This window comes from Bradyrhizobium sp. SRS-191 (genome assembly GCF_024586915.1).
Lineage (GTDB): Bacteria > Pseudomonadota > Alphaproteobacteria > Rhizobiales > Xanthobacteraceae > Bradyrhizobium.
This window is the reverse complement of sequence record NZ_JANBVS010000023.1, coordinates 49,993-72,003: the sequence shown is the minus strand read 5'-3', so window position 1 is coordinate 72,003 and position 22,011 is coordinate 49,993. Positions and strand designations below refer to the sequence as shown.

General features: G+C 67.3%; 21 protein-coding genes. 19 read left to right on the top strand and 2 right to left on the bottom strand.

Features of this window, described 5'->3' with window-relative positions; genetic code table 11:
• Window positions 1-64: 64 nt before the first annotated feature.
• The 7 genes from bchI to NLR35_RS29950 all read left to right on the top strand — a co-directional run bounded on the left by bchI (window position 65) and on the right by NLR35_RS29950 (window position 7,725).
• Window positions 65-1,111 carry a magnesium chelatase ATPase subunit I gene (gene bchI, locus NLR35_RS29980; protein ID WP_257170145.1) on the top strand — a complete coding sequence of 349 codons (1,047 nt, stop codon included), beginning with the start codon at window positions 65-67 and terminating at the stop codon, window positions 1,109-1,111.
• Window positions 1,108-2,847 (top strand): magnesium chelatase subunit D, encoded by a 1,740-nt coding sequence (locus NLR35_RS29975; RefSeq protein WP_257170144.1) that lies wholly within the window; start codon window positions 1,108-1,110, stop codon window positions 2,845-2,847. Before bchI ends, NLR35_RS29975 begins: the two co-directional genes overlap by 4 nt.
• A 131-nt stretch (window positions 2,848-2,978) precedes the next feature.
• Complete coding sequence (locus tag NLR35_RS29970; RefSeq protein ID WP_257170143.1) at window positions 2,979-3,947, top strand: alpha/beta fold hydrolase; 969 nt, start codon at window positions 2,979-2,981, stop codon at window positions 3,945-3,947.
• 45 nt (window positions 3,948-3,992) lie between these two features.
• Window positions 3,993-4,898, top strand: coding sequence for an alpha/beta fold hydrolase BchO (bchO, locus tag NLR35_RS29965; protein WP_257170142.1), 906 nt, complete (start codon window positions 3,993-3,995; stop codon window positions 4,896-4,898).
• A 50-nt stretch (window positions 4,899-4,948) separates the two neighbouring features.
• On the top strand, window positions 4,949-6,487 hold the full coding sequence (locus NLR35_RS29960) for a phytoene desaturase (protein WP_257170141.1): 1,539 nt from the start codon (window positions 4,949-4,951) through the stop codon (window positions 6,485-6,487).
• Window positions 6,484-7,524, top strand: a complete 1,041-nt coding sequence (locus NLR35_RS29955; RefSeq protein WP_257170140.1) for a phytoene/squalene synthase family protein — start codon at window positions 6,484-6,486, stop codon at window positions 7,522-7,524. The genes NLR35_RS29960 and NLR35_RS29955 overlap by 4 nt, the downstream gene beginning before the upstream one ends.
• Window positions 7,525-7,575: 51 nt before the next feature.
• Window positions 7,576-7,725: a hypothetical protein gene (locus NLR35_RS29950; RefSeq protein ID WP_257170139.1), complete on the top strand. Its 150-nt coding sequence runs from the start codon at window positions 7,576-7,578 to the stop codon at window positions 7,723-7,725.
• Between the two features lie 472 nt (window positions 7,726-8,197).
• Here NLR35_RS29950 and NLR35_RS29945 read toward each other — a convergent pair whose 3' ends face one another.
• A complete protein-coding gene (locus tag NLR35_RS29945; RefSeq protein ID WP_306577793.1) occupies window positions 8,198-8,917 on the bottom strand; it encodes a hydratase in 720 nt (239 codons plus the stop codon).
• A gap of 155 nt (window positions 8,918-9,072) precedes the next feature.
• The gene (gene crtD / locus NLR35_RS29940) at window positions 9,073-10,611 is read right to left on the bottom strand and encodes a 1-hydroxycarotenoid 3,4-desaturase CrtD (protein ID WP_257170138.1); all 1,539 of its coding nucleotides are present in this window, start codon (window positions 10,609-10,611) and stop codon (window positions 9,073-9,075) included.
• A 116-nt stretch (window positions 10,612-10,727) separates the two neighbouring features.
• Between crtD and NLR35_RS29935 the strand changes: the two genes are divergently transcribed.
• The 12 genes from NLR35_RS29935 to NLR35_RS29880 all read left to right on the top strand — a co-directional run bounded on the left by NLR35_RS29935 (window position 10,728) and on the right by NLR35_RS29880 (window position 21,695).
• Entirely contained in the window at window positions 10,728-11,597 is an 870-nt protein-coding gene (locus tag NLR35_RS29935; RefSeq protein ID WP_257170137.1) for a polyprenyl synthetase family protein, read from the top strand.
• Window positions 11,598-11,936: 339 nt separating this feature from the next.
• The gene (locus tag NLR35_RS29930) at window positions 11,937-13,082 is read left to right on the top strand and encodes an acetylserotonin O-methyltransferase (RefSeq protein WP_257170136.1); all 1,146 of its coding nucleotides are present in this window, start codon (window positions 11,937-11,939) and stop codon (window positions 13,080-13,082) included.
• Window positions 13,083-13,171: 89 nt separating this feature from the next.
• Window positions 13,172-14,113 (top strand): chlorophyll synthesis pathway protein BchC, encoded by a 942-nt coding sequence (gene bchC, locus NLR35_RS29925; protein WP_257170135.1) that lies wholly within the window; start codon window positions 13,172-13,174, stop codon window positions 14,111-14,113.
• Window positions 14,110-15,120 carry a chlorophyllide a reductase iron protein subunit X gene (locus tag NLR35_RS29920; RefSeq protein WP_257170134.1) on the top strand — a complete coding sequence of 337 codons (1,011 nt, stop codon included), beginning with the start codon at window positions 14,110-14,112 and terminating at the stop codon, window positions 15,118-15,120. The genes bchC and NLR35_RS29920 overlap by 4 nt, the downstream gene beginning before the upstream one ends.
• 45 nt (window positions 15,121-15,165) lie before the next feature.
• Window positions 15,166-16,713: a chlorophyllide a reductase subunit Y gene (gene bchY, locus NLR35_RS29915; protein WP_257170133.1), complete on the top strand. Its 1,548-nt coding sequence runs from the start codon at window positions 15,166-15,168 to the stop codon at window positions 16,711-16,713.
• A complete protein-coding gene (bchZ, locus tag NLR35_RS29910) occupies window positions 16,713-18,164 on the top strand; it encodes a chlorophyllide a reductase subunit Z (RefSeq protein ID WP_257170132.1) in 1,452 nt (483 codons plus the stop codon). The genes bchY and bchZ overlap by 1 nt, the downstream gene beginning before the upstream one ends.
• 31 nt (window positions 18,165-18,195) lie before the next feature.
• Entirely contained in the window at window positions 18,196-18,423 is a 228-nt protein-coding gene (locus NLR35_RS29905; RefSeq protein WP_257170131.1) for a hypothetical protein, read from the top strand.
• Between the two features lie 173 nt (window positions 18,424-18,596).
• Complete coding sequence (pufB, locus tag NLR35_RS29900; RefSeq protein WP_006615513.1) at window positions 18,597-18,824, top strand: light-harvesting antenna LH1, beta subunit; 228 nt, start codon at window positions 18,597-18,599, stop codon at window positions 18,822-18,824.
• Window positions 18,825-18,840: 16 nt separating this feature from the next.
• On the top strand, window positions 18,841-19,029 hold the full coding sequence (gene pufA / locus NLR35_RS29895) for a light-harvesting antenna LH1, alpha subunit (RefSeq protein WP_006615514.1): 189 nt from the start codon (window positions 18,841-18,843) through the stop codon (window positions 19,027-19,029).
• Between the two features lie 180 nt (window positions 19,030-19,209).
• Window positions 19,210-20,055 carry a photosynthetic reaction center subunit L gene (gene pufL / locus NLR35_RS29890; RefSeq protein WP_257170130.1) on the top strand — a complete coding sequence of 282 codons (846 nt, stop codon included), beginning with the start codon at window positions 19,210-19,212 and terminating at the stop codon, window positions 20,053-20,055.
• Between the two features lie 18 nt (window positions 20,056-20,073).
• Window positions 20,074-21,000, top strand: coding sequence for a photosynthetic reaction center subunit M (gene pufM, locus NLR35_RS29885; protein WP_257170129.1), 927 nt, complete (start codon window positions 20,074-20,076; stop codon window positions 20,998-21,000).
• A 17-nt stretch (window positions 21,001-21,017) separates the two neighbouring features.
• Entirely contained in the window at window positions 21,018-21,695 is a 678-nt protein-coding gene (locus tag NLR35_RS29880) for a biliverdin-producing heme oxygenase (protein WP_257170128.1), read from the top strand.
• Window positions 21,696-22,011 lie beyond the last annotated feature (316 nt).

Here is a 22,011-nt window from a genome sequence, read left to right as displayed (position 1 = left end):
CGGCCCCTGATTGTGGTCTCATGCCGTCAAACGCGGCCGAGATGCCGCGATGCAGGGGACGCTCATGGGAATTGCCTTTCCGTTCTCGGCCATTGTCGGCCAGGACGAGATGAAGCTGGCGCTGATGATTGCCGCCGTCGATCCCAAGGTCGGCGGCGTGCTGGCATTCGGCGATCGCGGCGCCGGCAAGTCCACCGCCGTGCGTGCGCTGGCCGCGCTTTTGCCGCCGATGAGCGCCGTGGTCGGCTGCCCCTATCAATGCGATCCGGCCGATGCCGCCGCGCAATGCGCGCAATGCCGCGCGCGCTCCAAGCCAGCCGGCAAGGGCAAGAAGCCGGCCGCGCTGAAGGCGCATCAGGTGCCCGTGCCCGTGATCGACCTGCCGCTCGGCGCCACCGAGGATCGCGTCGTCGGCGCGCTCGATCTGGAGCGTGCACTGGCGCATGGCGAGAAGTCGTTCGAGCCCGGGCTGCTCGCGCGCGCCAATCGCGGCTTTCTCTATATCGACGAGGTCAATCTCTTGGAGGATCATCTCGTCGACCTGCTGCTCGACGTCGCCGCCTCCGGTGAGAACGTCGTCGAGCGCGACGGTCTCAGCATCCGCCACCCCGCGCGGCTCGTGCTGGTCGGCACCGGCAATCCGGAGGAGGGTGAGTTGCGGCCGCAACTGCTGGATCGGTTCGGGCTTTCGGTCGAGGTGAAGACGCCCGGCGATCTGCCGACGCGCATCGAGGTGATCAAGCGGCGCGACTCCTTCGAGACGGATTCCGCGGCCTTCGTCGCGCATTGGGAGAAGGAGGAGGCCAAGCAGCGCAAGCGGATTCTCGCCGCGCGCGAGCATATCGGTTCGGTCAAGGTCGCCGATCGCGAGCTGGAGCAGGCCGCACGCCTCTGCATGGCACTCGGCACCGATGGTCTACGCGGCGAGCTCACCCTGATGCGCGCGGCGCGCGCGGCAGCGGCGCTGGATGGGGCCAAGGCGGTCGATGATAGCCATCTCAAGACGGTCGCACCGATGGCGCTACGGCACCGTCTCCGGCGCAATCCGCTCGACGATTCCGGCTCGTCGGTACGGGTCGAGCGCGCGCTCAATGAGCTGTTCGCGCCGTGAGCGACGGTGCCGCGATCTGGGCCGATGCGATGATCGCGGCCGCGCTGGCCGCGATCGACTGTTCTGCATCGGTGCTGGTGCGTGCAGGAGCAGGTCCCGTGCGCGAGCAATGGCTGGAGCTTTTGCGCGAGCTGATACCGCCGTCGGTACAGCTGCGTAAGCTACCGCCGTCTATCTCCGACGATCGCCTGCTGGGCGGTCTCGATCTCGCCGCCACCTTGCAGGCAGGACGTCCGGTGATGCAGCGCGGGTTGCTCGCCGAGACTGATGGCGGCGTGCTGATCGCCGTGATGGCCGAACGCATCTCGCCATCGACGGTTGCTCATCTCGCCGTCGCGCTCGACACCGGCTGGATCAGTATCGAGCGCGATGGGCTGTCGCTGCGCGCGCCGGGGCGCTTCGGCCTGATCGCGCTCGACGAAGGGATCGATGATGAGCGCGTGTCGCCTGCCTTGGCGGATCGTTTGGCCTGCCATCTCGATCTCGGCATTGTCGCCCGTGCCGATCTCGGCGAGAGCCTGTTCACATCGTCGGACGTCATCGCGGCGCGCGCGCTGCTGTCGAAGGTCCGTCTGTCCGACGACGCGATCGTCGCGCTGACGACGACGGCGGTGGCGCTCGGCATCGACTCGCTGCGCGCGCCGTTGCTGGCCTGTCGTGTGGCCCGCATCGCAGCCGCCCTCGACGGCGAGACGATCGTCGCCGAGCAGCACATCGCCTGCGCCGCGCGGCTGGTGCTGGCGCCACGCGCCACGCGGCTGCCTGCCAATGAGGACGATGCCGATAGCAACGAGGCGCCGGAGCCGCAGAACGATCAGGCCGAGAGCGCGGAGGACGATCGCAGCGATGACGGTCCGCTCGAAGACCGCGTGCTCGAAGCAGCGCAGGCTGCCATTCCCGCCGATCTCTTGAAGCGCCTTCAGGACGAGCGGGCGATGCGCACGCGATCGAGCAGCGCCGGCCGGCAGGGCACCGCGCAGAAGGCCCCGAAGCGCGGCCGTCCGATCGGCGCGCGGCGCGGCGAGTGGCGGGCCGGCGCGCGCCTCAACGTGCTCGAGACTCTTCGCGCGGCAGCGCCGTGGCAGCCGCTGCGGCGGAGGACGCGACGCGCGGGCAAGGGCGGCCGGCTGATCGTGCACAAGGACGACATCCGCATCACCCGCTTCAAGCAGCGCTCCGGCACCACGACCATTTTCGTTGTCGACGCTTCCGGCTCGTCGGCGCTGCAGCGGCTGGCCGAAGTGAAGGGGGCCGTCGAGCTGCTGCTCGCCGAATGCTACATCCGCCGTGACGAGGTGGCGCTGATCGCGTTTCGCGGCAGGACGGCCGAACTGCTGCTGCCGCCGACGCGCTCGCTGACGCGCGCCAAGCGCAGCCTCGCCGGCTTGCCGGGCGGCGGCGGCACGCCGTTGTCATCCGCGATCTTCGCCGCAACCGAGCTCGCCCTCGCCGTGAAGGCCAAGGGCCAGGCGCCGACCATCGTGCTTATGACGGACGGCCGCGGCAATGTCGCGCGCAATGGTGGCGGCCGCAGTGAGGCCGAGGCGGAGGCGCTGGTCGCCGCCAAGCAGCTCGCGCTCACCGGCATCCCGGTCGTGCTGGTCGATTCCTCGCCGCGCCCGCAGGAGAAGGCGGCGCAGCTCGCCGGTGCGATGCATGCGCGCTATGTCGCGCTTCCTCATGCCGACGCCACGCGATTGTCGCGCGCCGTCATGGCCGAAACAGGCCGCGCCTGAGCAGCGTGGAACCCCTGGCGTCAGGACGCGTTCCCAACGACGACTGACAAGCCGGCTAGTCATCGCTATGCTCCGTCTCGGCGGCCGATGATCGCGCCACTCGACACGAATGCATCATACAGGAGCAGGCCATGCAGGTCGCCTCGACCACACAGAGTGACCCTGCGGCGGTCTCGCGCGCCGTGACGATGCCGCCGCCGCTGGCGGCGCCGCGTTTCGAGCTCACAGACGCCCGTGTCGGCCGCATTACCTGCTATGGCGAGGATCTTCCCGGAGCTTCCGAGCAACGGCCGCTGCTGCTGATCCACAGCGTCAATGCGGCGGCGACCGCCTACGAGATGAGGCCGCTGTTCGAGCATTATCGGACGATGCGTCCGGTCTACGCCCTCGACCTGCCGGGCTTCGGCCTGTCGGACCGGGCCGACCGCGTCTACACGCCGCGCATCATGACCGATGCGATCCTGCTCGCGGCCAATGAGATTCGTCGCCGTCACGGCGATGTCGCGATCGATGCGATCGCACTGTCGCTCAGCTGCGAATTCGCGGCTCGCGCCGGCACCGAGGCACCCAACCTGTTTCGCACCCTGGCGCTGGTCAGCCCGACCGGCTTCGACCGCCGCGCTGAGGCCGCAGCCAAGAAGGCGGGCAATAAGGATGCGACGCGGGCCATGCCGTGGGTCCGCAACATTCTCAACGTGCCGCTGTGGAAGCACGGCTTCTTCACCCTGCTGACGTCACGCGCCAGCATCCGTTTCTTCCTGCAGAAGACCTTCGGCCGCAAGGACATCGACGAGGGCCTTCTGGAGTACGACTACATCACCACGCATCAGCCGGGCGCGGAGAATGCGCCGTATTCCTTCGTCTCCGGCTATCTGTTCAGCGCCCATGCCCTGAAGCTTTACCAGGCACTGGCGATGCCGGTCTGGATGGTGCACGGCGTGCGCGGCGATTTCGTCGATTACAAAGGCAAGCACGCCGTCGAGGGGCTGCCGAACTGGACCATCCAGGTGATGCAAACCGGGGCGATGCCGCATTTCGAACAGCTTGATAAAGTCATCGCGGGCTACGATGATTTCCTGGCGCGCGCCGCCGGCGCGTGAGCCGCAGCGGCGCGGGGGCGCGCGCCGTCCGAACAGGTCGTCGGCATGAGCGACAAGCCGAGTTGGAGCATCGACGGCCGCACCTGGCCTAACCGCGACGCAAGCCGCTTCGTCGACGCCGGCGGCCTACGCTGGCACGTCCAGGTGATGGGCGAGGGTCCGGTCGCGCTGCTGGCGCATGGCACGGGTGCGGCGACCCATTCCTGGCGCGATCTCGCGCCGCTGCTGGCCAGGCACTTCACGATCATCGCGCCCGATCTCTCCGGCCATGGCTTCACCTCGACGCCGAGCTGGCAGCGGCTGTCTCTGCCGGGCATGTCGCGCGATCTCGCCACGCTGTGCGAGCAGCTCGCGATCTCGCCGGAGATCGCGATCGGTCATTCCGCGGGCGCGGCGATCCTCACCCGGATGACGCTCGACGGCCTGATCGCGCCCAAGCTGATCGTCAGCCTCAATGGCGCCTACCTGCCGTTCGGCGGCGTCGCGGCACAGTTCCTGTCGCCGCTCGCCAAGATGATGGCGCTGAACCCGTTTGTGCCGCGGCTGTTCGCCTGGCGCGGCCGCGATCCGGCGGCGGTGCACCGGCTGCTCAAGGCGACCGGCTCGACGCTCGATGCCAATGGCGAGCGGCTGTATCGCCGCCTCGTCGGCAGCCCCGGTCACGTGGGCGCCGCGCTGGAGATGATGGCGAACTGGGACCTCAATCCGCTGGTGCGCGATCTGCCGCGATTGAAGACGGCGCTGCTGCTGATCGCCGCCACGCACGACCACGCCATCACGCCTGACGTCGCCCGGCGCGTGCGCCAATTGGTGCCGCAGGCGCAGCTCGAACTCCTTGATGGACTTGGCCATTTGGCGCATGAGGAGCAGCCGGCGCGGGTCGCGGAGCTGATCGTCGCGGCCGCGGAGCGCGCCGGCGTGCTCGCAGCGCAGCAGGAAATGTCAAACTAGATTGACATTTTTGGCTGGCGAAAGCGTCAATTTCAATTTACGCTTTGGCCATGCTCGACGTCTCCACCATCAAGGCCGCTGTTCCGGCTGCGCTCGGAGACCGGCCGCATGCGGTCGTGATCGGCTCCGGCTTCGGCGGCCTCGCTACGGCGGTGCGGCTCGGCGCGCGCGGATATCGCGTCACCGTGTTCGAGCAGCTCGATGCGCCCGGCGGCCGCGCCTATGTGCATCGCCAGGACGGCTTCACCTTCGATGCCGGACCGACCATCGTCACCGCGCCGTTCCTGTTCGAGGAGCTGTGGCAGCTCTGCGGGCGCAGGATGTCGGACGACGTCACGCTCAAGCCGATCTCGCCGTTCTATCGCATCCGCTTCGACGACGGCACGATCTTCGACTGCTCGGCCGATCCGGTTGCGATGCGCGCCGAGGTGAACAGGATCTCGCCCGGCGATGTCGATGGCTACGAGCGCTTCATGAAGGCGAGCGAGGCGATCTTCAAGAAGGGTTTTGAGGAGCTCGGCGACGTGCCGTTCCTGTCGCTGCTCGACATGGCCAAGATCGCACCGGCAATGATCAAGCTGCAGAGCTTCCGCTCGGTCTACGGCCTCGTCTCGCAGCATGTGCGCGACGAGCGGCTGCGAATCATCCTCAGCTTCCATCCGCTGCTCATCGGCGGCAATCCGTTCACGACCACCTCGATCTATTGCCTGATCGCCTATCTCGAACGCCGCTGGGGCGTGCACTTCGCGATGGGCGGCACCGGCGCGCTGGTGACGGGTCTCGTCGGTCTCATCGAGGGGCAGGGCGGCAAGGTGAGGTGCTCGGCGCCCGTGGCCGAGATCACCACCAGGAACGGTGTCGCCACCGGCGTGCGGCTCGCCTCGGGCGAGGCGATCGCGGCCGACGTCGTCGTGTCCAACGGCTGCGCCGCCTGGACCTACAAGCATCTGCTGCCATCAGTGCCGCGGCGGCGCTGGACCGATGCGCGCATCGATCGCGCGCGCTACTCGATGAGCCTGTTCGTCTGGTATTTCGGCACGAAGCGCCGCTACGACGACGTCGAGCATCACACCATCCTGCTCGGCCCGCGCTATCGCGAGCTGCTCGACGACATCTTCCGCCGCAAGGTGCTGGCGGATGATTTCAGCCTCTATCTGCACCGGCCGACCGCGACCGACCCGTCGCTGGCGCCCGACGGCTGCGATGCGTTCTACGTGCTGTCGCCAGTGCCGCATCAGGAAAGCGGCATTGACTGGACTGTTGCCGCCGAGCCGTTCCGCAGGCGGATCGAGACCGCGTTGAGCGAATCGCTATTGCCCGATCTTGCAAACCAGATCGTGACCTCGCGTTTGCTCACGCCGGACGATTTCGAGCATCGCCTGTCGTCCTATCGCGGAGCGGCGTTCGGGCTCGAGCCGGTGTTGATGCAGAGCGCGTGGTTCAGGCCGCACAACAAGAGCGAAGAGGTCGAGCGGCTGTACCTCGTCGGCGCCGGCACCCATCCCGGCGCAGGCCTGCCCGGCGTGTTGTCCTCGGCGCGCGTGCTCGATGAGCTCGTACCGGCGCCGCATGAGCTGGAGCGGCGATGAGTTGGGCTGAGGACATCGCGATCTGTCGGCGGATGTTGCGGGGCGGATCGAAGACGTTTTTTGCCGCATCGAAGGTCTTGCCCCGATCGGTCGGCGATCCAGCGATTGCGCTCTACGCGTTCTGCCGCGAGGCCGATGATGCGATCGACGGTCCCGCGCGACGCGTCGATGCCGTCGAGGTTCTGCATGAGCGGCTCGACCGGATCTATGATGACGCACCAGACGACAATCCGGTCGATCGGGCGCTCGCCGGCGTCGTCGCGCATTTCGTCATTCCGCGCGGGCTGCCCGAGGCGCTGCTTGAAGGTCTTGCCTGGGATGCGCAGGGGCGCCGCTACGAGACCTTGAGCGACGTGCTCGCTTATGCGGTGCGCGTCGCAGGGACGGTCGGCGTGATGATGTCGCTGCTGATGCACCGGCGCGACCCCGAGACGATCGGGCGCGCCTGTGATCTCGGCATTGCGATGCAGCTCACCAACATCGCCCGCGACGTCGGCGAGGATGCGCGCAATGGCCGGCTGTATCTGCCGCAGCAATGGCTGCGTGAGGCCGGTCTCGACGTCGAGACCTGGCGCGCCGCACCGTTCTTCGATGACCGAATTGGTCGCGTTACCGCCCGGCTGCTCGCTGTCGCCGACGTGTTCTATGCGCGCGCTGCGGCCGGCATTGCCGACCTGCCGTGGACCTGCCGGCCGGGTATTCACGCCGCGCGGCTGATCTATGCCGAGATCGGCCGCGAAGTGGCGCGTGTCGCGTTCGATTCGATGTCGCAGCGCGCCTTCGTCTCGATGTCGCGCAAGCTGCAACTGCTCGGCAAGGCAGCCGCGGTCTCGCTGCTGCAGGCGCAGCCTTCGCTCGCCCCGCTGCGCCCCGAGGCACGGATCCTGATCGACGCCGTGGTCGCAGCCGATGCGCAGCGTCCCCATGCGCTCGCCCCGCCCCGACGAACGATGCACGACCGCGCGCTGTGGGTCATCGACCTGTTCGAGCGGCTGGAGCGGCGTGAACAATTGTCGCGCTCGGCGCGGACGTCTTGACGGTCTGGCGGCCTCAACAGCGCGTGAGACGTGCTTCATGAGTAGGACATCATGAGCGAGATGGGCGGCCTGCTCGAATTCGTCGTCGTCGCGCTCTGCGTTCTCGGCTGGCTCGTGCTCGAATGGCAGGGCCGCCGCCTCGACCGCCAGCGCGCCGAGCGCGAGGCGAGGGAACGTGCCGCCCACGAGAAGTCCTCGTAGGGTGGGCAAAGGCGCGCCGGTATGGTGGCGGTAAGTGCAGATCGGCACGCGCGCCGTGCCCACCGTCCCCCACGTTTGATGCTGATGGTGGGCACGTCGCGCCCGCGGCTTCGCCGCGCTCGCGCCTTTGCCCACCCTACGGACTACGGCAGCATCACTCTGGAATTGTCAGCATTGGCCCCGGCGCATCCACATGCACCGCTGTCGTCCCGGCCTTGAGCCGGGACCCATACCCCCAGGGAGATGTTTGAGGCACGCTGGCAATTAGCTTTTGTGCCCGTCACGTCCGCTGCGGCGTATGGGTCCCGGATCGGCGCCGTGACGCGCTGGCGCGCATCACGGCTTGTCCGGGACGACGGCTTTGTTTGTTGCGAACGCGAGTGTTTGTCGCACAAGTAAGTGTTTGTCGCTCAAGTCAGCGTTTACCACCCGAGTGGCGCGCGCCGGTGGCGTTGGCGCGAATCTATCAACGTCATCCTCTCCATCCCGCCCGCCGCGGCATCCTGAACGGCAGCATGGCCTGGACGATCGGCATCTGGAAGCGGTCGAGTGAGAGGCTTTCATGCATCATGGCTGTGTCCTCGCCATGGATGCGGGCGGCGAGGTGGCTGCGGGCGTAGAAGGGGGCGTCCTCCAAGGTGCTTGCCACGCGCACGGATGTCTCCGCATCGGCGCGGGCGCTACGGTCGACGCGCCACAATGTCTTGCGCAGAGGAGTATCGACCAGCGGCGCAATGCGCCTCAACTGCGCGTCGGGATCGACGTGCAGGGCGATCGTCCTGTCGGCGCCGGCGCGTGCCACGGTGTCGTAGGAGATCACCGTGCCGGTGCGCGTTGCGGCGCGCGACCATTGCCAGCTCTGGAAGTCGCGCTCCAGCGGCGCGTCGCCGTGGTTGAGGTCGAAATAGCCGTCGCCGCGCCAGTGCAGCTCCGGATGATCGAAGTCGACCGCCACGCGGCAGCACGGCGCGATCGGCTGCCAGCGATGGCGTCCTTCGGCATCGAGCGTGAACGCGACCGGGTTCAGCGCGGTCGGGACGACGCGCACCTTGCCGCGCAGAGGCAGCGGCCATGGCACCGTGACCTCGCTGATGTCGATCGACAGCTCGCGGCCGTTCCAGCTCAAGCTGCTCGGCCCGATGGCAAAGCGGGACTGATCGCGCGCGATTGCGCCCCGGCCGCGCTCGGTCATGGACCAGCGCCGCGCGCGCTCGCCATAGAGCGCGACGTTGAGCGCGCAATGATTTTCCGGATCCGCCGGACCGCGTCGCCGCGCCCATGCATAATACGGCGAGAACACGCTGCCGACGAAGGCGATGATGGTGAGTCCGAAACGGCCGTCATCGCTCAGCGCGTCGACATACCACCACGCATAGCCGTCCTTCGGGACGGGGCGATCGAAGCGAGGTCCAGAATCACCCTGCTGGCTGCCATCCGGCCCGACAGTGCCGCCATGGGCACGCCCGGTCCCGGATGCGCGCTGCCTCCCGCCACATAGAGCCCCGGCAGCCTGGTCTGCGCGCCCGGCCGCTGGAACGAGGCCATCCAGCCGTGCGAGCTGCGGCCGTACAGAGCGCCCCCCGTGCCCGGAAACATCCGGTTGAAATCCGCCGGCGTCGTCACGCGGGTCAGTTCCGGCGTCGTCGCGATGCTCAGGCCGCAGCGCTGCAACAGGTCGAAGGTCTGGCGGGCACATTGGCTGATCTCCGAGGGAGCGAAGCGATGATGATCACCTGACGCGGGCGCGTTGATCAGCACGAACAGCGGCTCGTTCGTGCCGGGCTGGCGCGGCTGGTCGTCGCGGTCCTGCGCGCAGACGTAGACTGTCGGCTCGGCCGGCATCATCAGGCGCTCGATCAGCTGGTCGAACTCGGCGCGGTAGTCGCGCGAGAAGAACACGTTGTGTCGCACGAGCGGAAAGCCGTCGGCGCGCGCGAGGCAGCTCCAGGTCATGGCCGAGAGCGAGCGCGCCGACTCCGGGATCGCGGGCAGGGCGCGCGCCGCGTCCGTCCCGAACAGGCCCTGCGCCAGCGCGGCGACATCGGCGGTTGCGATCACGGCATCGGCCGCGATCTGCTCGCCATCGGCAAGCCGGACACCTGTCGCGCGGCCGCTCTGCGTGACGATGCCGGCGACCTCGCTGTCATAGCGGATGCTGACCGCGTGGCGCCGCGCCAGCGCGGCCAAGCATGAAGCGAGCTCGTGCATGCCGCCATCGATCAGCCAGACGCCGGACTGCTCGACATGGGCGACCAGCATCAGCGTCGCCGGTGCGTGGAACGGCGACGAGCCGCAATAGGTGGCGTAGCGCCCGAACAGCTGCTGCAGTCGGGCATCGCGAAAATAACCTCCGAGCGCCTTCCACAAGGTCTGGAACGGACGGATTGCCGTGAGGTCGCGGAAGCCGGCATTGCGCAGGAGATGCGTCATGCTCGGCGCCGGCGTGCGAATGAAGGGATCTCTGAGCGTTTCGAAGATGCGGCGCGCGTCGCGGCAGAACGCGCGATAGCCCTCGGCCTCGCCGCGCCCGGCGAAATGGCCGATCGCGTCAGCCGAGCGGTCCTCGTCGGCGAACAGGTCGAGCGTGCGGCGATCGGTCCAGGTGTGACGTGCGAGGATGTCGAGCGGCGTCAGCGTGAGATGATCATCGAGTGAGGTGCCGATCTCGTCGAACAACTCGTCGAACACCCAGCGCATCGTGAACACGGTGGGACCGGAGTCGATGCGCGCGGGTCCGATCGCGACCTGCCGCATCTTGCCGCCGGGCGCGGGCGCGCGCTCCAGCACCGTCACCTCGGCTCCTCGCGCGGCGAGGGTGAGCGCAGCGCTGAGGCCGGCAATCCCGGCGCCAACCACGATCACGCGGTGATCGGCCATTGCTCGCACTCCTGTCCGCGGGACTTGACGCCGGAAATGTCTAGCATGATTTACAGTATGGGTGTAAGCTGAAATTTACATAGCGAGCCCTCGATACCTTGGGCCTCGCGGCAGGGGAGGCTGGCATGGACGTGATGGCCCGGATCGAAAAATCCCTCGTCGCTGCGGTCGCGCTGGCCGACCGGCCCGGATGTCCGCCACGGCTCTCAGCGGCGATGCAGGCGGCGGTCTTTCCCAAGGGCGCTCGGGTGCGGCCCCGACTCTGTCACGCGGTGGCCGCGGCTTGCGGCGACGACGAGCCGGCCGCGACGGACGCGGCGGGATCGGCGATCGAGCTGTTGCACTGCGCCTCGCTGGTGCATGACGATCTGCCGTGCTTCGACAATGCCAAGCTGCGGCGCGGCCGGCCATCGGTGCATGCCGCGTTCGGCGAGCCGCTCGCGGTGCTCGCCGGTGACGCGCTGATCGTGCTCGCCTTCCAGACGCTTGCCAAGTCACGCTGCTCGCCGCTGCGGTTGGCGCAGCTCATTGCTACCATCGGCGATGCCGTCGGCGTGCCGCATGGCATCGCCGCCGGACAGGCCTGGGAATGCGAACCGGAGATCGACCTGTCGCGCTATCACCGGTCGAAGACCGGCGCCTTGTTTGCGGCCGCCACCGTCTCGGGCGCCGCCGCGGCGGGTCATGAGAATCCGGAGGCGTGGCGCACGCTCGGCGAGACCATCGGCGAGGCTTATCAGGTCGCCGATGACATTCGTGATGCGGCCAGCGACGAGGAGGAGGCGGGCAAGCCGGTCGGGCAGGATGCAGCCCTCGGGCGGCCCAATGCGGTGCTGCGCTATGGCCTCAGCGGTGCTGTCACCTATCTGCACGATCTCGTCGCCGAGGGCATCCGCACCATGCCGCCCTGCGCCCACGCGCACGAGCTGCGCATGCTGATGGAGCAGGAAGCCAAGCGCCTGGTGCCGCGCCGCCTCGCGGCGTCGGCGGCGTGAGCATCAGAACAGGACCGGGATGTTGACGTCCCGCCACGCGTGCGATGTTCACCCTCCCCTGGAGGGGGAGGGGCGGCGCGCATGCGCGCCGGGGTGGGGTGACAGACTATCGGCGCACGCGGTGCTCGTGATGCCCCATGACCGGAGACAGTCAGAACTGAGAACCGCTGGCCTCATCCGCACTTATTTCCGGGCTCACCCCACCACGCCGCGCGCTTTGCGCGCGACGACCCTCCCCCTCCAGGGGAGGGTGGGCAGCTTCGTTTGTCGATCCTTTCGAGCCAATCAGTCGCGCCAGCCAGCGCAGACACAGATTCTCTCGTTGGAGCCTTAAGCGCGATGCCCGCCGCGATCCGCCACGACACGCCGGCGCCGGAGAGCTTCGGAGATCGCTGGCGCGGCTGGCGCGATGCGCTGCTGGCGAGTGCCGCGTTCCAGCGCTGGGCTGCGGCGTTTCCGTTGACGCGGCCGATCGCGCGCCGGCGGGCGGCGGAGCTGTTCGATCTGTGCGCCGGCTTCGTCTACTCGCAGACGCTTTCCGCCTGCGTGCAGCTCGATCTGTTCGAGACGCTGCGTGCGGGACCGCGCGACCTCGCGGCGCTGGCCGCGCGCGGGGCGATCCCTGTCGCGTCGATGGAGAGCCTGTGCGAGGCCGCCTGCGCCCTGCAGTTGCTCGAGCGTCGCGGCGCGGCCCGCTATGGCCTCGGGCCGCTCGGTGCGGCGCTGCTCGGCAATCCCGGTATTGCCGCGATGGTCCGGCATCACGCCGCGCTCTACGCCGATCTCGGCGATCCCCTGACGCTGCTGCGCGGCCATGATCGCGAGCGTCGCCTCGCGCATTACTGGCCCTATGCGCTCGACCATGGCGGCGCCTCGCTCACGCGCGACGATGTCGCGCCCTACACGGCGCTGATGGCGGCGTCGCAGCCGATGATCGCGGATCTGGTGCTGTCAGCCTATCCGTTGACCGGCCATCGCTGCCTGCTCGATGTCGGCGGCGGTGACGGCAGCTTCCTCGCCGCCGCCGCGCGGGCAGCGCCGCAGCTGCAACTGCAGCTGTTCGATCTGCCCGGGGTCGCAGCGATTGCCGGGGAGCGCCTGTCGAAGGCCGGGCTGGCCGATCGCACGACGATCACGCCGGGCAGCTTCTACGACGATCCGCTGCCATCCGGCGCCGACGTGATCTCGCTGATTCGCGTGGTGCATGATCACGACGACGACGCGGTGGCGCACCTGCTTGCCAAGGTGCGGGCGGCGTTGCCCGATGAGGGGGTGCTGCTGCTCGGCGAGCCGATGCGCGCCGCGGCCGGGGGCAGCGACGGCGTCAGCGCCTATTTCGAGATCTATCTCCGCGCGATGGGGCAGGGCCGGCCGCGCAGCGCGAACCGTCTGCGCGAGCTGCTGAATCTGGCAGGCTTTTCGCAGGTGCGAGTGCTTCGCACGCGGATCCCCTTGATCGCCAGCGTGATTGTCGCGAAAAGCTGACACTTGGAATGTAAATTTATATTGACACTTTGTGTGGTCCGACTAACCTGACACCCGTAACTAAGCGGGCGTCGCCGGGGAGTTGGGCAATGGACGCGATCGCCGTCGTACTAGGGAGGCCGAGGCAATTGTCGCTGCAGCACCTGGTGCTCGCAGACGCCCCGGACTGCCTGACCGTCGACATCGAATGGAGCGCGATCAGCACCGGCACCGAGCGGTTGCTGTACGAAGGGCGTATGCCGCAGTTCCCGGGCATGGGCTATCCGCTCGTGCCGGGCTACGAGGCCGTGGGCCGCGTCGCGCAGGCTGCACCGCATTCCGGTTTTCGGAAGGGCGAGCGGGTGTTTGTGCCGGGCGCGGCGCGCTGCTTCGGCGAGGTCAAGAGCCTGTTCGGCGCGGCTGCCTCGCGTCTCACCGTTCCAGCCCAACGCATCGTGGCGATCGACGAGGCGACCGGCGAGCGCGGCGTGCTGATGGCGCTGGCGGCGACCGCGTATCATGCTCTGTCGATCGGCGGTGACGGCCAGGCCGAATGCGTGGTGGGTCATGGCGTGCTCGGTCGTCTGCTCGCGCGGCTGATCGTGGCGATGGGCGGCGACCCGCCGGTCGTGTGGGAGAGCAATCCCGAGCGCGCTGTCGGCGCCATGGGCTATCGCGTCATCGATCCTGCTCACGACCAAAAGCGCGACTACCGCCTGATCTTCGATGCCAGCGGCGATGCCGGCATGCTCGACAGTCTCATTGCGCGTCTGGCGCCGCGGGGCGAGATCATCCTCGCCGGCTTCTACAGCGCACCGCTGACCTTCTCCTATCCGCCGGCCTTCATGCGCGAGGCGGCGATCCGCGTCGCCGCCGAATGGAAGCATGAGGATCTGCTCGCGGTGCGCAATCTGATCGACACCGGCCGGCTGTCGCTGGACGGGCTGATCACGCATCACGCGGAAGCGTCTTCCGCAGAGAGCGCCTACCGGACCGCGTTCGACGATCCGTCATGTCTCAAGATGGTCCTGGACTGGAGAGCAGCCGCATGAACGCCCCGACCAAGATCAGCGCCAACATGGCTGCGATGACGGATGCCCTGCGTGCCGAGGCCGCGATCGAGCCGGATGCGCCGGTGACGGCTGCGCCGAAGAAGGCCACGCAGATCATCGCGATCTACGGCAAGGGCGGCATCGGCAAGAGCTTCACGCTCGCCAATTTGTCCTACATGATGGCGCAGCAGGGCAAGAAGGTGCTGCTGATCGGTTGCGACCCGAAAAGCGACACGACGTCGCTGTTGTTCGGCGGCCGCGCCTGCCCGACCATCCTGGAGACCTCGTCGAAGAAGAAGCTCGCCGGCGAAGAGGTGAAGATCGGGGACGTCTGCTTCAAGCGCGACGGCGTGTTCGCAATGGAGCTCGGCGGGCCCGAGGTCGGCCGCGGCTGCGGCGGGCGCGGCATCATCCACGGCTTCGAGCTGATCGAGAAGCTCGGCTTCCACGATTGGGGTTTCGACTACGTCCTGCTCGATTTCCTCGGCGACGTCGTCTGCGGCGGCTTCGGCCTGCCGATCGCGCGCGACATGTGCCAGAAGGTGATCATCGTCGGCTCCAACGACCTGCAGTCGCTCTACGTCGCCAACAATGTCTGCTCGGCGGTGGAGTATTTCCGCAAGCTCGGCGGCAATGTCGGCGTCGCCGGCATCGTCATCAACAAGGATGACGGCACCGGCGAGGCGCAGGCATTTGCGGATGCCGTCGGCATCCCCGTGCTGGCCTCGATCCCGGCCGATGACGACATCCGCCGCAAGAGTGCGAGCTATCAGATCATCGGCAAGCCCGGCACGGCCTGGGCGCCGCTGTTCGAGCAGCTCGCGACCAACGTCGCCGAGGCGCCGCCGCAGCATCCGCATCCCCTGACGCAGGACGGCCTGCTCGGCCTGTTCAAGGCCTCGGAGGTCGGCCGCGACGTGGTGCTGGAGCAGGCGACGCTCGAGGACATGTGCGGCAGCACGGCGGTCGCCAAGCCCTCGCTCGAAGTGATCTACGACAATGTGTGATGGGTGCGTTCTGAGCAGCGGAATTGAGTAGTGGAATCTCGTGCAATGAGCGATGCAGTGGTCCATCAGGCGGTAAGCGTGGAGAGCGGCGCGGTGGCAGTCATGCCGGCGCAGCCCGAGGCGCTTGGCTGCCACGCCGGCAAGGCCGAGCTCAAGAAGGCCGCCGAGGCGGCCGGCAAGAGCGAGGTGCTCGCGCGCTACGCGGCCGACTATCCGGCCGGGCCGCATGACCAGCCGCAGAGCATGTGCCCGGCGTTCGGCTCGCTGCGCGTCGGCTTGCGCATGCGGCGCACCGCGACCGTGCTGTCGGGCTCGGCCTGCTGCGTCTATGGCCTGACCTTCACCTCGCATTTCTACGGCGCGCGGCGCAGCGTCGGCTACGTCCCGTTCAACTCGGAGACGCTGGTCACCGGAAAACTGTTCGAGGACATCCGCGACGCGGTGTTCAAGCTCGCGGACCCTGCGAACTACGACTGCGTCGTCATCATCAATCTCTGCGTTCCCACCGCCTCCGGCGTGCCGCTGCAGATTCTCCCGAAGGAGATCAACGGCGTGCGCGTGATCGGCATCGACGTGCCCGGCTTCGGCGTGCCGACCCATGCCGAGGCCAAGGACGTGCTTGCGGGTGCGATGCTGAACTATGCGCGGCGCGAGGCGGAGCAGGGGCCGGTGCAGGCGCCACGCGCGCCGCGCGGCGACAAGCCGACGATCACCTTGCTGGGCGAGATGTTCCCCGCCGATCCCGTCGGCGTCGGCATGCTGCTGGCGCCGCTGGGCCTCGCCGCCGGACCAACGGTGCCGACGCGCGAGTGGCGCGAGCTGTATGGCGCGCTCGACTGCGCGGCGGTCGCGGCAATCCATCCGTTCTACACGGCCTCGATCCGCGAGTTCGAGGCGGCGGGACGGCCGATCATCGGCTCGGCGCCGGTCGGCTGCGATGGCACCGCGGATTGGCTCGAGGCGGTCGGCAGTGTCTGTGGCGTCGGACGCGCGCAGATCGATGCTGCCAAGAATGCGGTGTTGCCGGCGATCCGCGGCGCGCTCGCTGACAAGCCGATCCGCGGCCGCATCACGCTGTCGGGTTACGAAGGCTCCGAGCTTCTGGTCGGCCGTCTGCTGGTCGAGAGCGGCGCCGATCTGCGCTATGTCGGCACCGCCTGCCCGCGCACGCGCTGGTCGGAGGCCGACTGTGCCTGGCTCGAACAGCGCGGCGTGCGCGTGCAATATCGTGCCTCGCTGGAGCAGGATCTCGCCGCGGTCGATGAATTCGCGCCGGATCTTGCGATCGGCACCACGCCGGTCGTCCAGAAGGCCAAGGCGCGCGCGATTCCGTCGCTGTACTTCACCAATCTGATTTCGGCGCGCCCGCTGTTCGGCGTCTCCGGCGCCGGCTCGCTGGCGCAGGTCGTCAATGCCGCGATATCAGGCAAGGCGCGCTTCGACGAGATGCGCGAGTTCTTCGAAGGTGTCGGTGAGGGCGACACTGCGGGCGTGTGGCAGGGCACTCCGGTCGCGCGTCCTGACTTCCGCGACAAGTATCGCAAGGCGGTCGCGGCGCAGGCCAAGAAGCGCAAGTCCGAGGAGATGGTGTGATGCTGATCCTCGACCACGATCGCGCCGGCGGCTATTGGGGCTCGGTCTACGCGTTCACCGCGATCAAGGGCCTGCAGGTGATCATCGATGGCCCCGTGGGCTGCGAAAACCTGCCGGTGACCTCGGTGCTGCACTACACCGACGGCCTGCCGCCGCACGAGCTGCCGATCGTCGTCACCGGCCTCGGCGAGGACGAGCTCGGCCAGAAGGGCACCGAGCAGGCGATGAAGCGCGCCCGCGCCGCGCTCGATCCGGATTTGCCGGCGGTCGTCGTCACCGGCTCGATCGCCGAGATGATCGGCGGCGGCGTCACGCCCGAAGGCTCCAACATCAAGCGCTTCCTGCCGCGCACCATCGACGAGGACCAGTGGCAGAGCGCCAACCGCGCGCTGAGCTGGCTATGGAGCGAATACGGCTCGCGCAAGATCCCCGAGCGCGAGCCGCGCGCCGAGGGCGAGAAGCCTCGCGTGAACATCATCGGGCCGATCTACGGCACTTTCAACATGCCGTCGGATCTCGCCGAGATCCGCCGCCTGGTCGAGGGCATCGGCGCCGAGATCAACATGGTTTTCCCGCTCGGCAGTCACCTCGCCGACGTGTCGAAGCTGGTCAACGCCGACGTCAACATCTGTATGTATCGCGAGTTCGGCCGGCTGCTGTGCGAGACCTTGGAGCGGCCGTATCTGCAGGCGCCGATCGGGCTGCATTCGACGACCAAGTTCCTGCGCACGCTGGGCGAGATGCTCGGGCTCGATCCCGAGCCGTTCATTGCGCGTGAGAAGCACACCACCATCAAGCCGGTGTGGGATCTCTGGCGCTCGGTGACGCAGGACTTCTTCGGCACCGCGAGCTTCGGCATCGTCGCCTCCGAGACCTACGCACGGGGCTTGCGCAATTTCCTGGAGACCGAGCTCGGGCTGCCCTGCCACTTCGCGATCTCCCGCTGCGCCGGCGCCAAGACCGACAATGACGCGATCCGCAAGATGATCCACGAGCGGCCGCCGCTGGTGCTGTTCGGCAGCTACAATGAGCGCATGTATGCGGCGGAAGCGGGAAACCGCGCGATCTACATCCCGGCCTCGTTCCCGGGCACGGTGATCCGCCGCCACACTGGCACGCCGTTCATGGGCTATGCCGGCGCGACCTACATCGTGCAGGAGGTCTGCAACGCGCTGTTCGATGCGCTGTTCAACATCCTGCCGCTCGCAACCCAGCTCGATCAGATCGCGGCGACCCCCGCGCGTCTCGAGCGCGAATTGCCATGGGACGACGGCGCCAGGCTGGCGCTGGACCAGATCATCGAGACACAGCCGGTGCTGGTGCGGATTTCGGCGGCGAAGCGGCTGCGCGACGCGGCTGAGCGCGGCGCGCGCCAGGCGGGGCTAGACACGGTGACGGAGGACGTTCTCGCGCAGGCGCGGTCACGGCTCGCAACGGGCCAGGCAGCGTAGGCAAGGGGACGAGGCGGAGAGGGAGAGGACGATGTCGTTATACGAACGCATGGATCGTGACGTCGCGCCGAAATCGCGCGAGCGGATCGACTATCTTCTCGTCTACGCGGTGTGCTTCGCCGTGCTGATGGTCGAAGGCGTGCTGCGCCGGGTCGGCTCGATCATCACGGGCCATCGTCCGGCGCCGCTCGGCACGATCTTCGGCGAGGCGCGGCTCAAGGCGGCGAACTGCGCGACCTCGTCCTTCATGGGGCTGTGACGCGCGCCCTGCGGTTTCGAGTCTCGGGGCTGTGAGTTCGAGCTCCGCAAGTCTTGCAAGGAATTCGTGCGGCTCGCCGCACGGATGTCATCCCGGCAACGGGGTGGCGCTTCGACGCCGCTCATCTCGGTGAGCGGCATCCGGCCGAAAGGCCAACACCAGGAGGTACTACTATGGTGGAACCAAACAAGGGAGGCTCTCTGTCGGGGCTGACCGAATCGGAGGCTAGGGAATTCCATAGCATCTTCATGACGAGCTTTGTGGTCTTCACGGCGGTTGCGATCGTCGCCCACATTCTCGCCTGGATGTGGCGTCCATGGCTGCCCGGACCGACTGGCTACAAGGCGGCGCTGGAAGGGGCAACCCACTACGCCACTCTCGCGATCTCCTACCTGACCTGATCGAAAGGAGAAAACTATGTGGCGCTTGTGGTTGCTGTTCGATCCGCGCAGAGTTCTCGTGGCTCTCGGGGTTTTCCTGTTCGGTCTGGCATTGGTGATTCACTTCATCCTGCTCAGCACGAACCGCTTCAACTGGCTGGAAGGACCTCGCGCGGCGAAGACGTCGTCGATCTCCGCTCCGGTCACGCCGGTGAAGCTCACCTAGAGCTTCGGCTCCAACAATGGGAAGCGGGCGCAGGCTCGGCGGCAGACCTTGCTCGCCCGCTTCCCAAATCTTTGACGCTTTCAAATCTCGAGGGCTCCAACTCTTCTGGGGCTCTCCGAGTTCACGACCTCGCGATACGACACGTCATATATCGAGCGACGGGCAGCGGAGGCAGGACCGATGGCAATGCTCAGCTTTGAACGAAAATACCGCGTCCGCGGCGGCACGTTGATCGGCGGCGATCTCTTCGATTTCTGGGTCGGACCGTTCTACGTCGGCTTCTTCGGCGTGACGACGATCTTCTTCACCTTCGTCGGCGTGGCGCTGATCCTCTACGCCACGGCGCTCGGACCGACGTGGAACCTATGGCAGATCAGCATCAATCCGCCCGACGCCAAATACGGACTCTCGTTCGCGCCACTGACGGAGGGCGGCTTCTGGCAGCTCATCACGGTGTGCGCGCATGGCGCGTTCGTCTCATGGGCGCTGCGCGAGGTCGAGATCTGCCGCAAGCTCGCGATCGGCTATCACGTGCCGTTCGCCTTCGGCTTTGCGATCTTCGCCTATTTCACGCTGGAGGTGATCCGTCCGGTGCTGATGGGCTCGTGGAGCTACGCCTTCCCCTACGGCATCATCACCCATCTCGATTGGGTGTCGAACACCGGCTATCAGTTCGGCAACTTCCACTACAATCCCGCGCACATGATCGCGATCACGTTCTTCTTCACGACGTGTCTCGCGCTCGCGCTGCACGGCTCGCTGATCCTGTCGGCCGCCAACCCGGGCAAGGGCCAGGAAATGAAGTCGCCGGAGCATGAGAACACCATGTTCCGCGATCTCCTCGGCTACTCCATCGGCACGCTCGGCATCCATCGCCTGGGCCTGTTCCTGGCGCTCTCGGCGGTGTTCTTCAGCGCCGTCTGCATCGTCATCTCCGGCCCCGCCTGGCTGATGCCGGAAGGCAATGCCTGGTCGGATTGGTGGGATTGGTGGCGTCACGTCCCGATCTGGTCGCCGCCGCAATGAGTTCAAGGAGAGGTCGTCATGGCCCAATACCAGAACATCTTCACGCAGATCCAAGTCCGTAGTGCGATCTATCCGGGCATTCCGATCGAGCCCGGCGTCTGGGAGCGGCTCGGCAAGGGCAGCTTCAATTACTGGTTCGGCAAGCTCGGCGACGCCCAGGTCGGCCCGGTCTATCTCGGCTTCCTCGGGCTGGCCTCGCTGATGTCCGGCTTCGTTGCGATCGAGATCATCGGTCTCAACATGCTGGCCTCGGTGAACTGGAGTCCGCTGGAGTTCATCCGTCAGTTCTTCTGGCTGTCCTTGCAGCCGCCGGCGCCGGAATACGGCCTGCAGATCTTCCCGCCGCTGCAGGAGGGCGGCTGGTGGCTGATGGCCGGCTTCTTCCTGACGACGTCGATCCTGCTGTGGTGGGCGCGCACCTATCGCCGCGCTCGCGCCCTCGGCCTCGGCACGCATGTGTCGTGGGCGTTCGCTTCCGCGATCTGGCTGTACCTGGTGCTCGGCTTCATCCGGCCGATCTTCATGGGCAGCTGGAGCGAGGCGGTGCCGTTCGGCATCTTCCCGCACCTCGACTGGACCAACAACTTCTCCATCACCCACGGCAACCTGTTCTACAACCCGTTCCACATGCTCTCGATCGCCTTCCTGTACGGGTCGGCGCTGTTGTTCGCGATGCATGGTGCGACGGTGCTGGCGATCAGCCGTTACGGCGGCGAGCGCGAGCTGGAGCAGATCGTCGACCGCGGCACGGCCTTCGAACGCGGTGCGCTGTTCTGGCGCTGGACGATGGGCTTCAATGCGACGGCCGAGTCGATCCATCGCTGGGCCTGGTGGTTCGCCGTGCTTTGCACCTTGACCGGCGGCATCGGTATCCTACTGTCGGGCACCGTCGTCGACAATTGGTTCGATTGGGGCGTGAAACACGGGCTGGCGCCGCCGCGCTAAGTCCTTCAGGTCGAGAGATGTTGGACAGAGTTGAACAGATCGAGATGGCCGGGCGCAGCACGCGCCCGGCCAGTCTTTTGGAAGCGATGCGCGAGCGGACCAAGACGCTGCATGTGACCGCCGAGCGGACCGGGATCGTCGCCGAGCTGCTGCGTGGCCGCGGCACGGTTCGGGCTTACGCGCTGCTGCTGCGCAATCTGCTGCCGGTATATGAGGCGCTCGAAGCGCAGCTCATTCGTCATCAGTCATCTGCCGTGATCGGCCCGACGGTGCGGCCCGAGTTGCACAGGTGCCCGGCGATCAAGGCCGATCTCGCCGCGCTCGACGCAAGCGATCTGCCGCTGCTGCCCGAAGCGATCGCATATGCCCGTGCCGTCAAGGACGCGGGATCTGGCTCGGGCCACGCGCTGCTAGGGCATGCTTATACGCGCTATCTCGGCGATCTCAGCGGCGGCCAGATCATCAAGAAGATTCTGGCGCGCTCGCTCGCACTGGAGCCCGAGGCGCTGTCGTTCTATGAGTTTCCAGCCATCGCAGACATCCCGCGCTTCAAGACCGAGTACCGCGACGCGCTGGAGCGGGCCGGTGCGGGCATGGCGGATCACGACGACGTCGTCGAGGAAGCCGCCATCGCGTTTCAGCTGAACATCACCCTCTCGCAGGCGCTGCAGGTGGCGGCGGGGCTCGGCGGTTAGGTTCAGGCGAGTGGCAGACTCACACCGGGCGCTGTTTCGACGACGCGATCGAACACAACTCGTTGGAGCCGATCAGCTTCCGTGACAGGTCGGCTCCCCTCCCCCTTGCGGGGAGGGGTTGGGGTTGGGGGTCCACGGGGCGCGCTGCTTCTGATTGATCTCCGTATTCTTGCGCTTGTGTGCCTCGAAGTAGTGACATCGAGAGATCATCGCCCATGTAAGCTGTGGTGCGCCTGAATAGGTGTTGCGCCCACCATTGCCTTCGGAGTGCGCGGACCCCCACCCCCGACCCCTCCCCGCAAGGGGGAGGGGGGCG

Excerpts from the sequence above, each read along its gene's own strand:
- NLR35_RS29955 (WP_257170140.1), top strand. The coding sequence starts at position 6,484 with ATGAGTTGGGCTGAGGACATCGCGATCTGTCGGCGGATGTTGCGGGGC.
- bchZ (WP_257170132.1), top strand. The coding sequence starts at position 16,713 with ATGCTGATCCTCGACCACGATCGCGCCGGCGGCTATTGGGGCTCGGTC.
- pufL (WP_257170130.1), top strand. The coding sequence starts at position 19,210 with ATGGCAATGCTCAGCTTTGAACGAAAATACCGCGTCCGCGGCGGCACG.
- bchY (WP_257170133.1), top strand. The coding sequence starts at position 15,166 with ATGAGCGATGCAGTGGTCCATCAGGCGGTAAGCGTGGAGAGCGGCGCG.
- NLR35_RS29970 (WP_257170143.1), top strand. The coding sequence starts at position 2,979 with ATGCAGGTCGCCTCGACCACACAGAGTGACCCTGCGGCGGTCTCGCGC.
- NLR35_RS29920 (WP_257170134.1), top strand. The coding sequence starts at position 14,110 with ATGAACGCCCCGACCAAGATCAGCGCCAACATGGCTGCGATGACGGAT.
- bchO (WP_257170142.1), top strand. The coding sequence starts at position 3,993 with ATGAGCGACAAGCCGAGTTGGAGCATCGACGGCCGCACCTGGCCTAAC.
- bchI (WP_257170145.1), top strand. The coding sequence starts at position 65 with ATGGGAATTGCCTTTCCGTTCTCGGCCATTGTCGGCCAGGACGAGATG.
- pufA (WP_006615514.1), top strand. The coding sequence starts at position 18,841 with ATGTGGCGCTTGTGGTTGCTGTTCGATCCGCGCAGAGTTCTCGTGGCT.
- bchC (WP_257170135.1), top strand. The coding sequence starts at position 13,172 with ATGGACGCGATCGCCGTCGTACTAGGGAGGCCGAGGCAATTGTCGCTG.
- NLR35_RS29930 (WP_257170136.1), top strand. The coding sequence starts at position 11,937 with ATGCCCGCCGCGATCCGCCACGACACGCCGGCGCCGGAGAGCTTCGGA.
- pufB (WP_006615513.1), top strand. The coding sequence starts at position 18,597 with ATGGTGGAACCAAACAAGGGAGGCTCTCTGTCGGGGCTGACCGAATCG.
- NLR35_RS29905 (WP_257170131.1), top strand. The coding sequence starts at position 18,196 with ATGTCGTTATACGAACGCATGGATCGTGACGTCGCGCCGAAATCGCGC.
- NLR35_RS29945 (WP_306577793.1), bottom strand. The coding sequence starts at position 8,917 with ATGACCGAGCGCGGCCGGGGCGCAATCGCGCGCGATCAGTCCCGCTTT.
- NLR35_RS29950 (WP_257170139.1), top strand. The coding sequence starts at position 7,576 with ATGAGCGAGATGGGCGGCCTGCTCGAATTCGTCGTCGTCGCGCTCTGC.
- NLR35_RS29880 (WP_257170128.1), top strand. The coding sequence starts at position 21,018 with ATGTTGGACAGAGTTGAACAGATCGAGATGGCCGGGCGCAGCACGCGC.
- pufM (WP_257170129.1), top strand. The coding sequence starts at position 20,074 with ATGGCCCAATACCAGAACATCTTCACGCAGATCCAAGTCCGTAGTGCG.
- NLR35_RS29960 (WP_257170141.1), top strand. The coding sequence starts at position 4,949 with ATGCTCGACGTCTCCACCATCAAGGCCGCTGTTCCGGCTGCGCTCGGA.
- NLR35_RS29935 (WP_257170137.1), top strand. The coding sequence starts at position 10,728 with ATGGACGTGATGGCCCGGATCGAAAAATCCCTCGTCGCTGCGGTCGCG.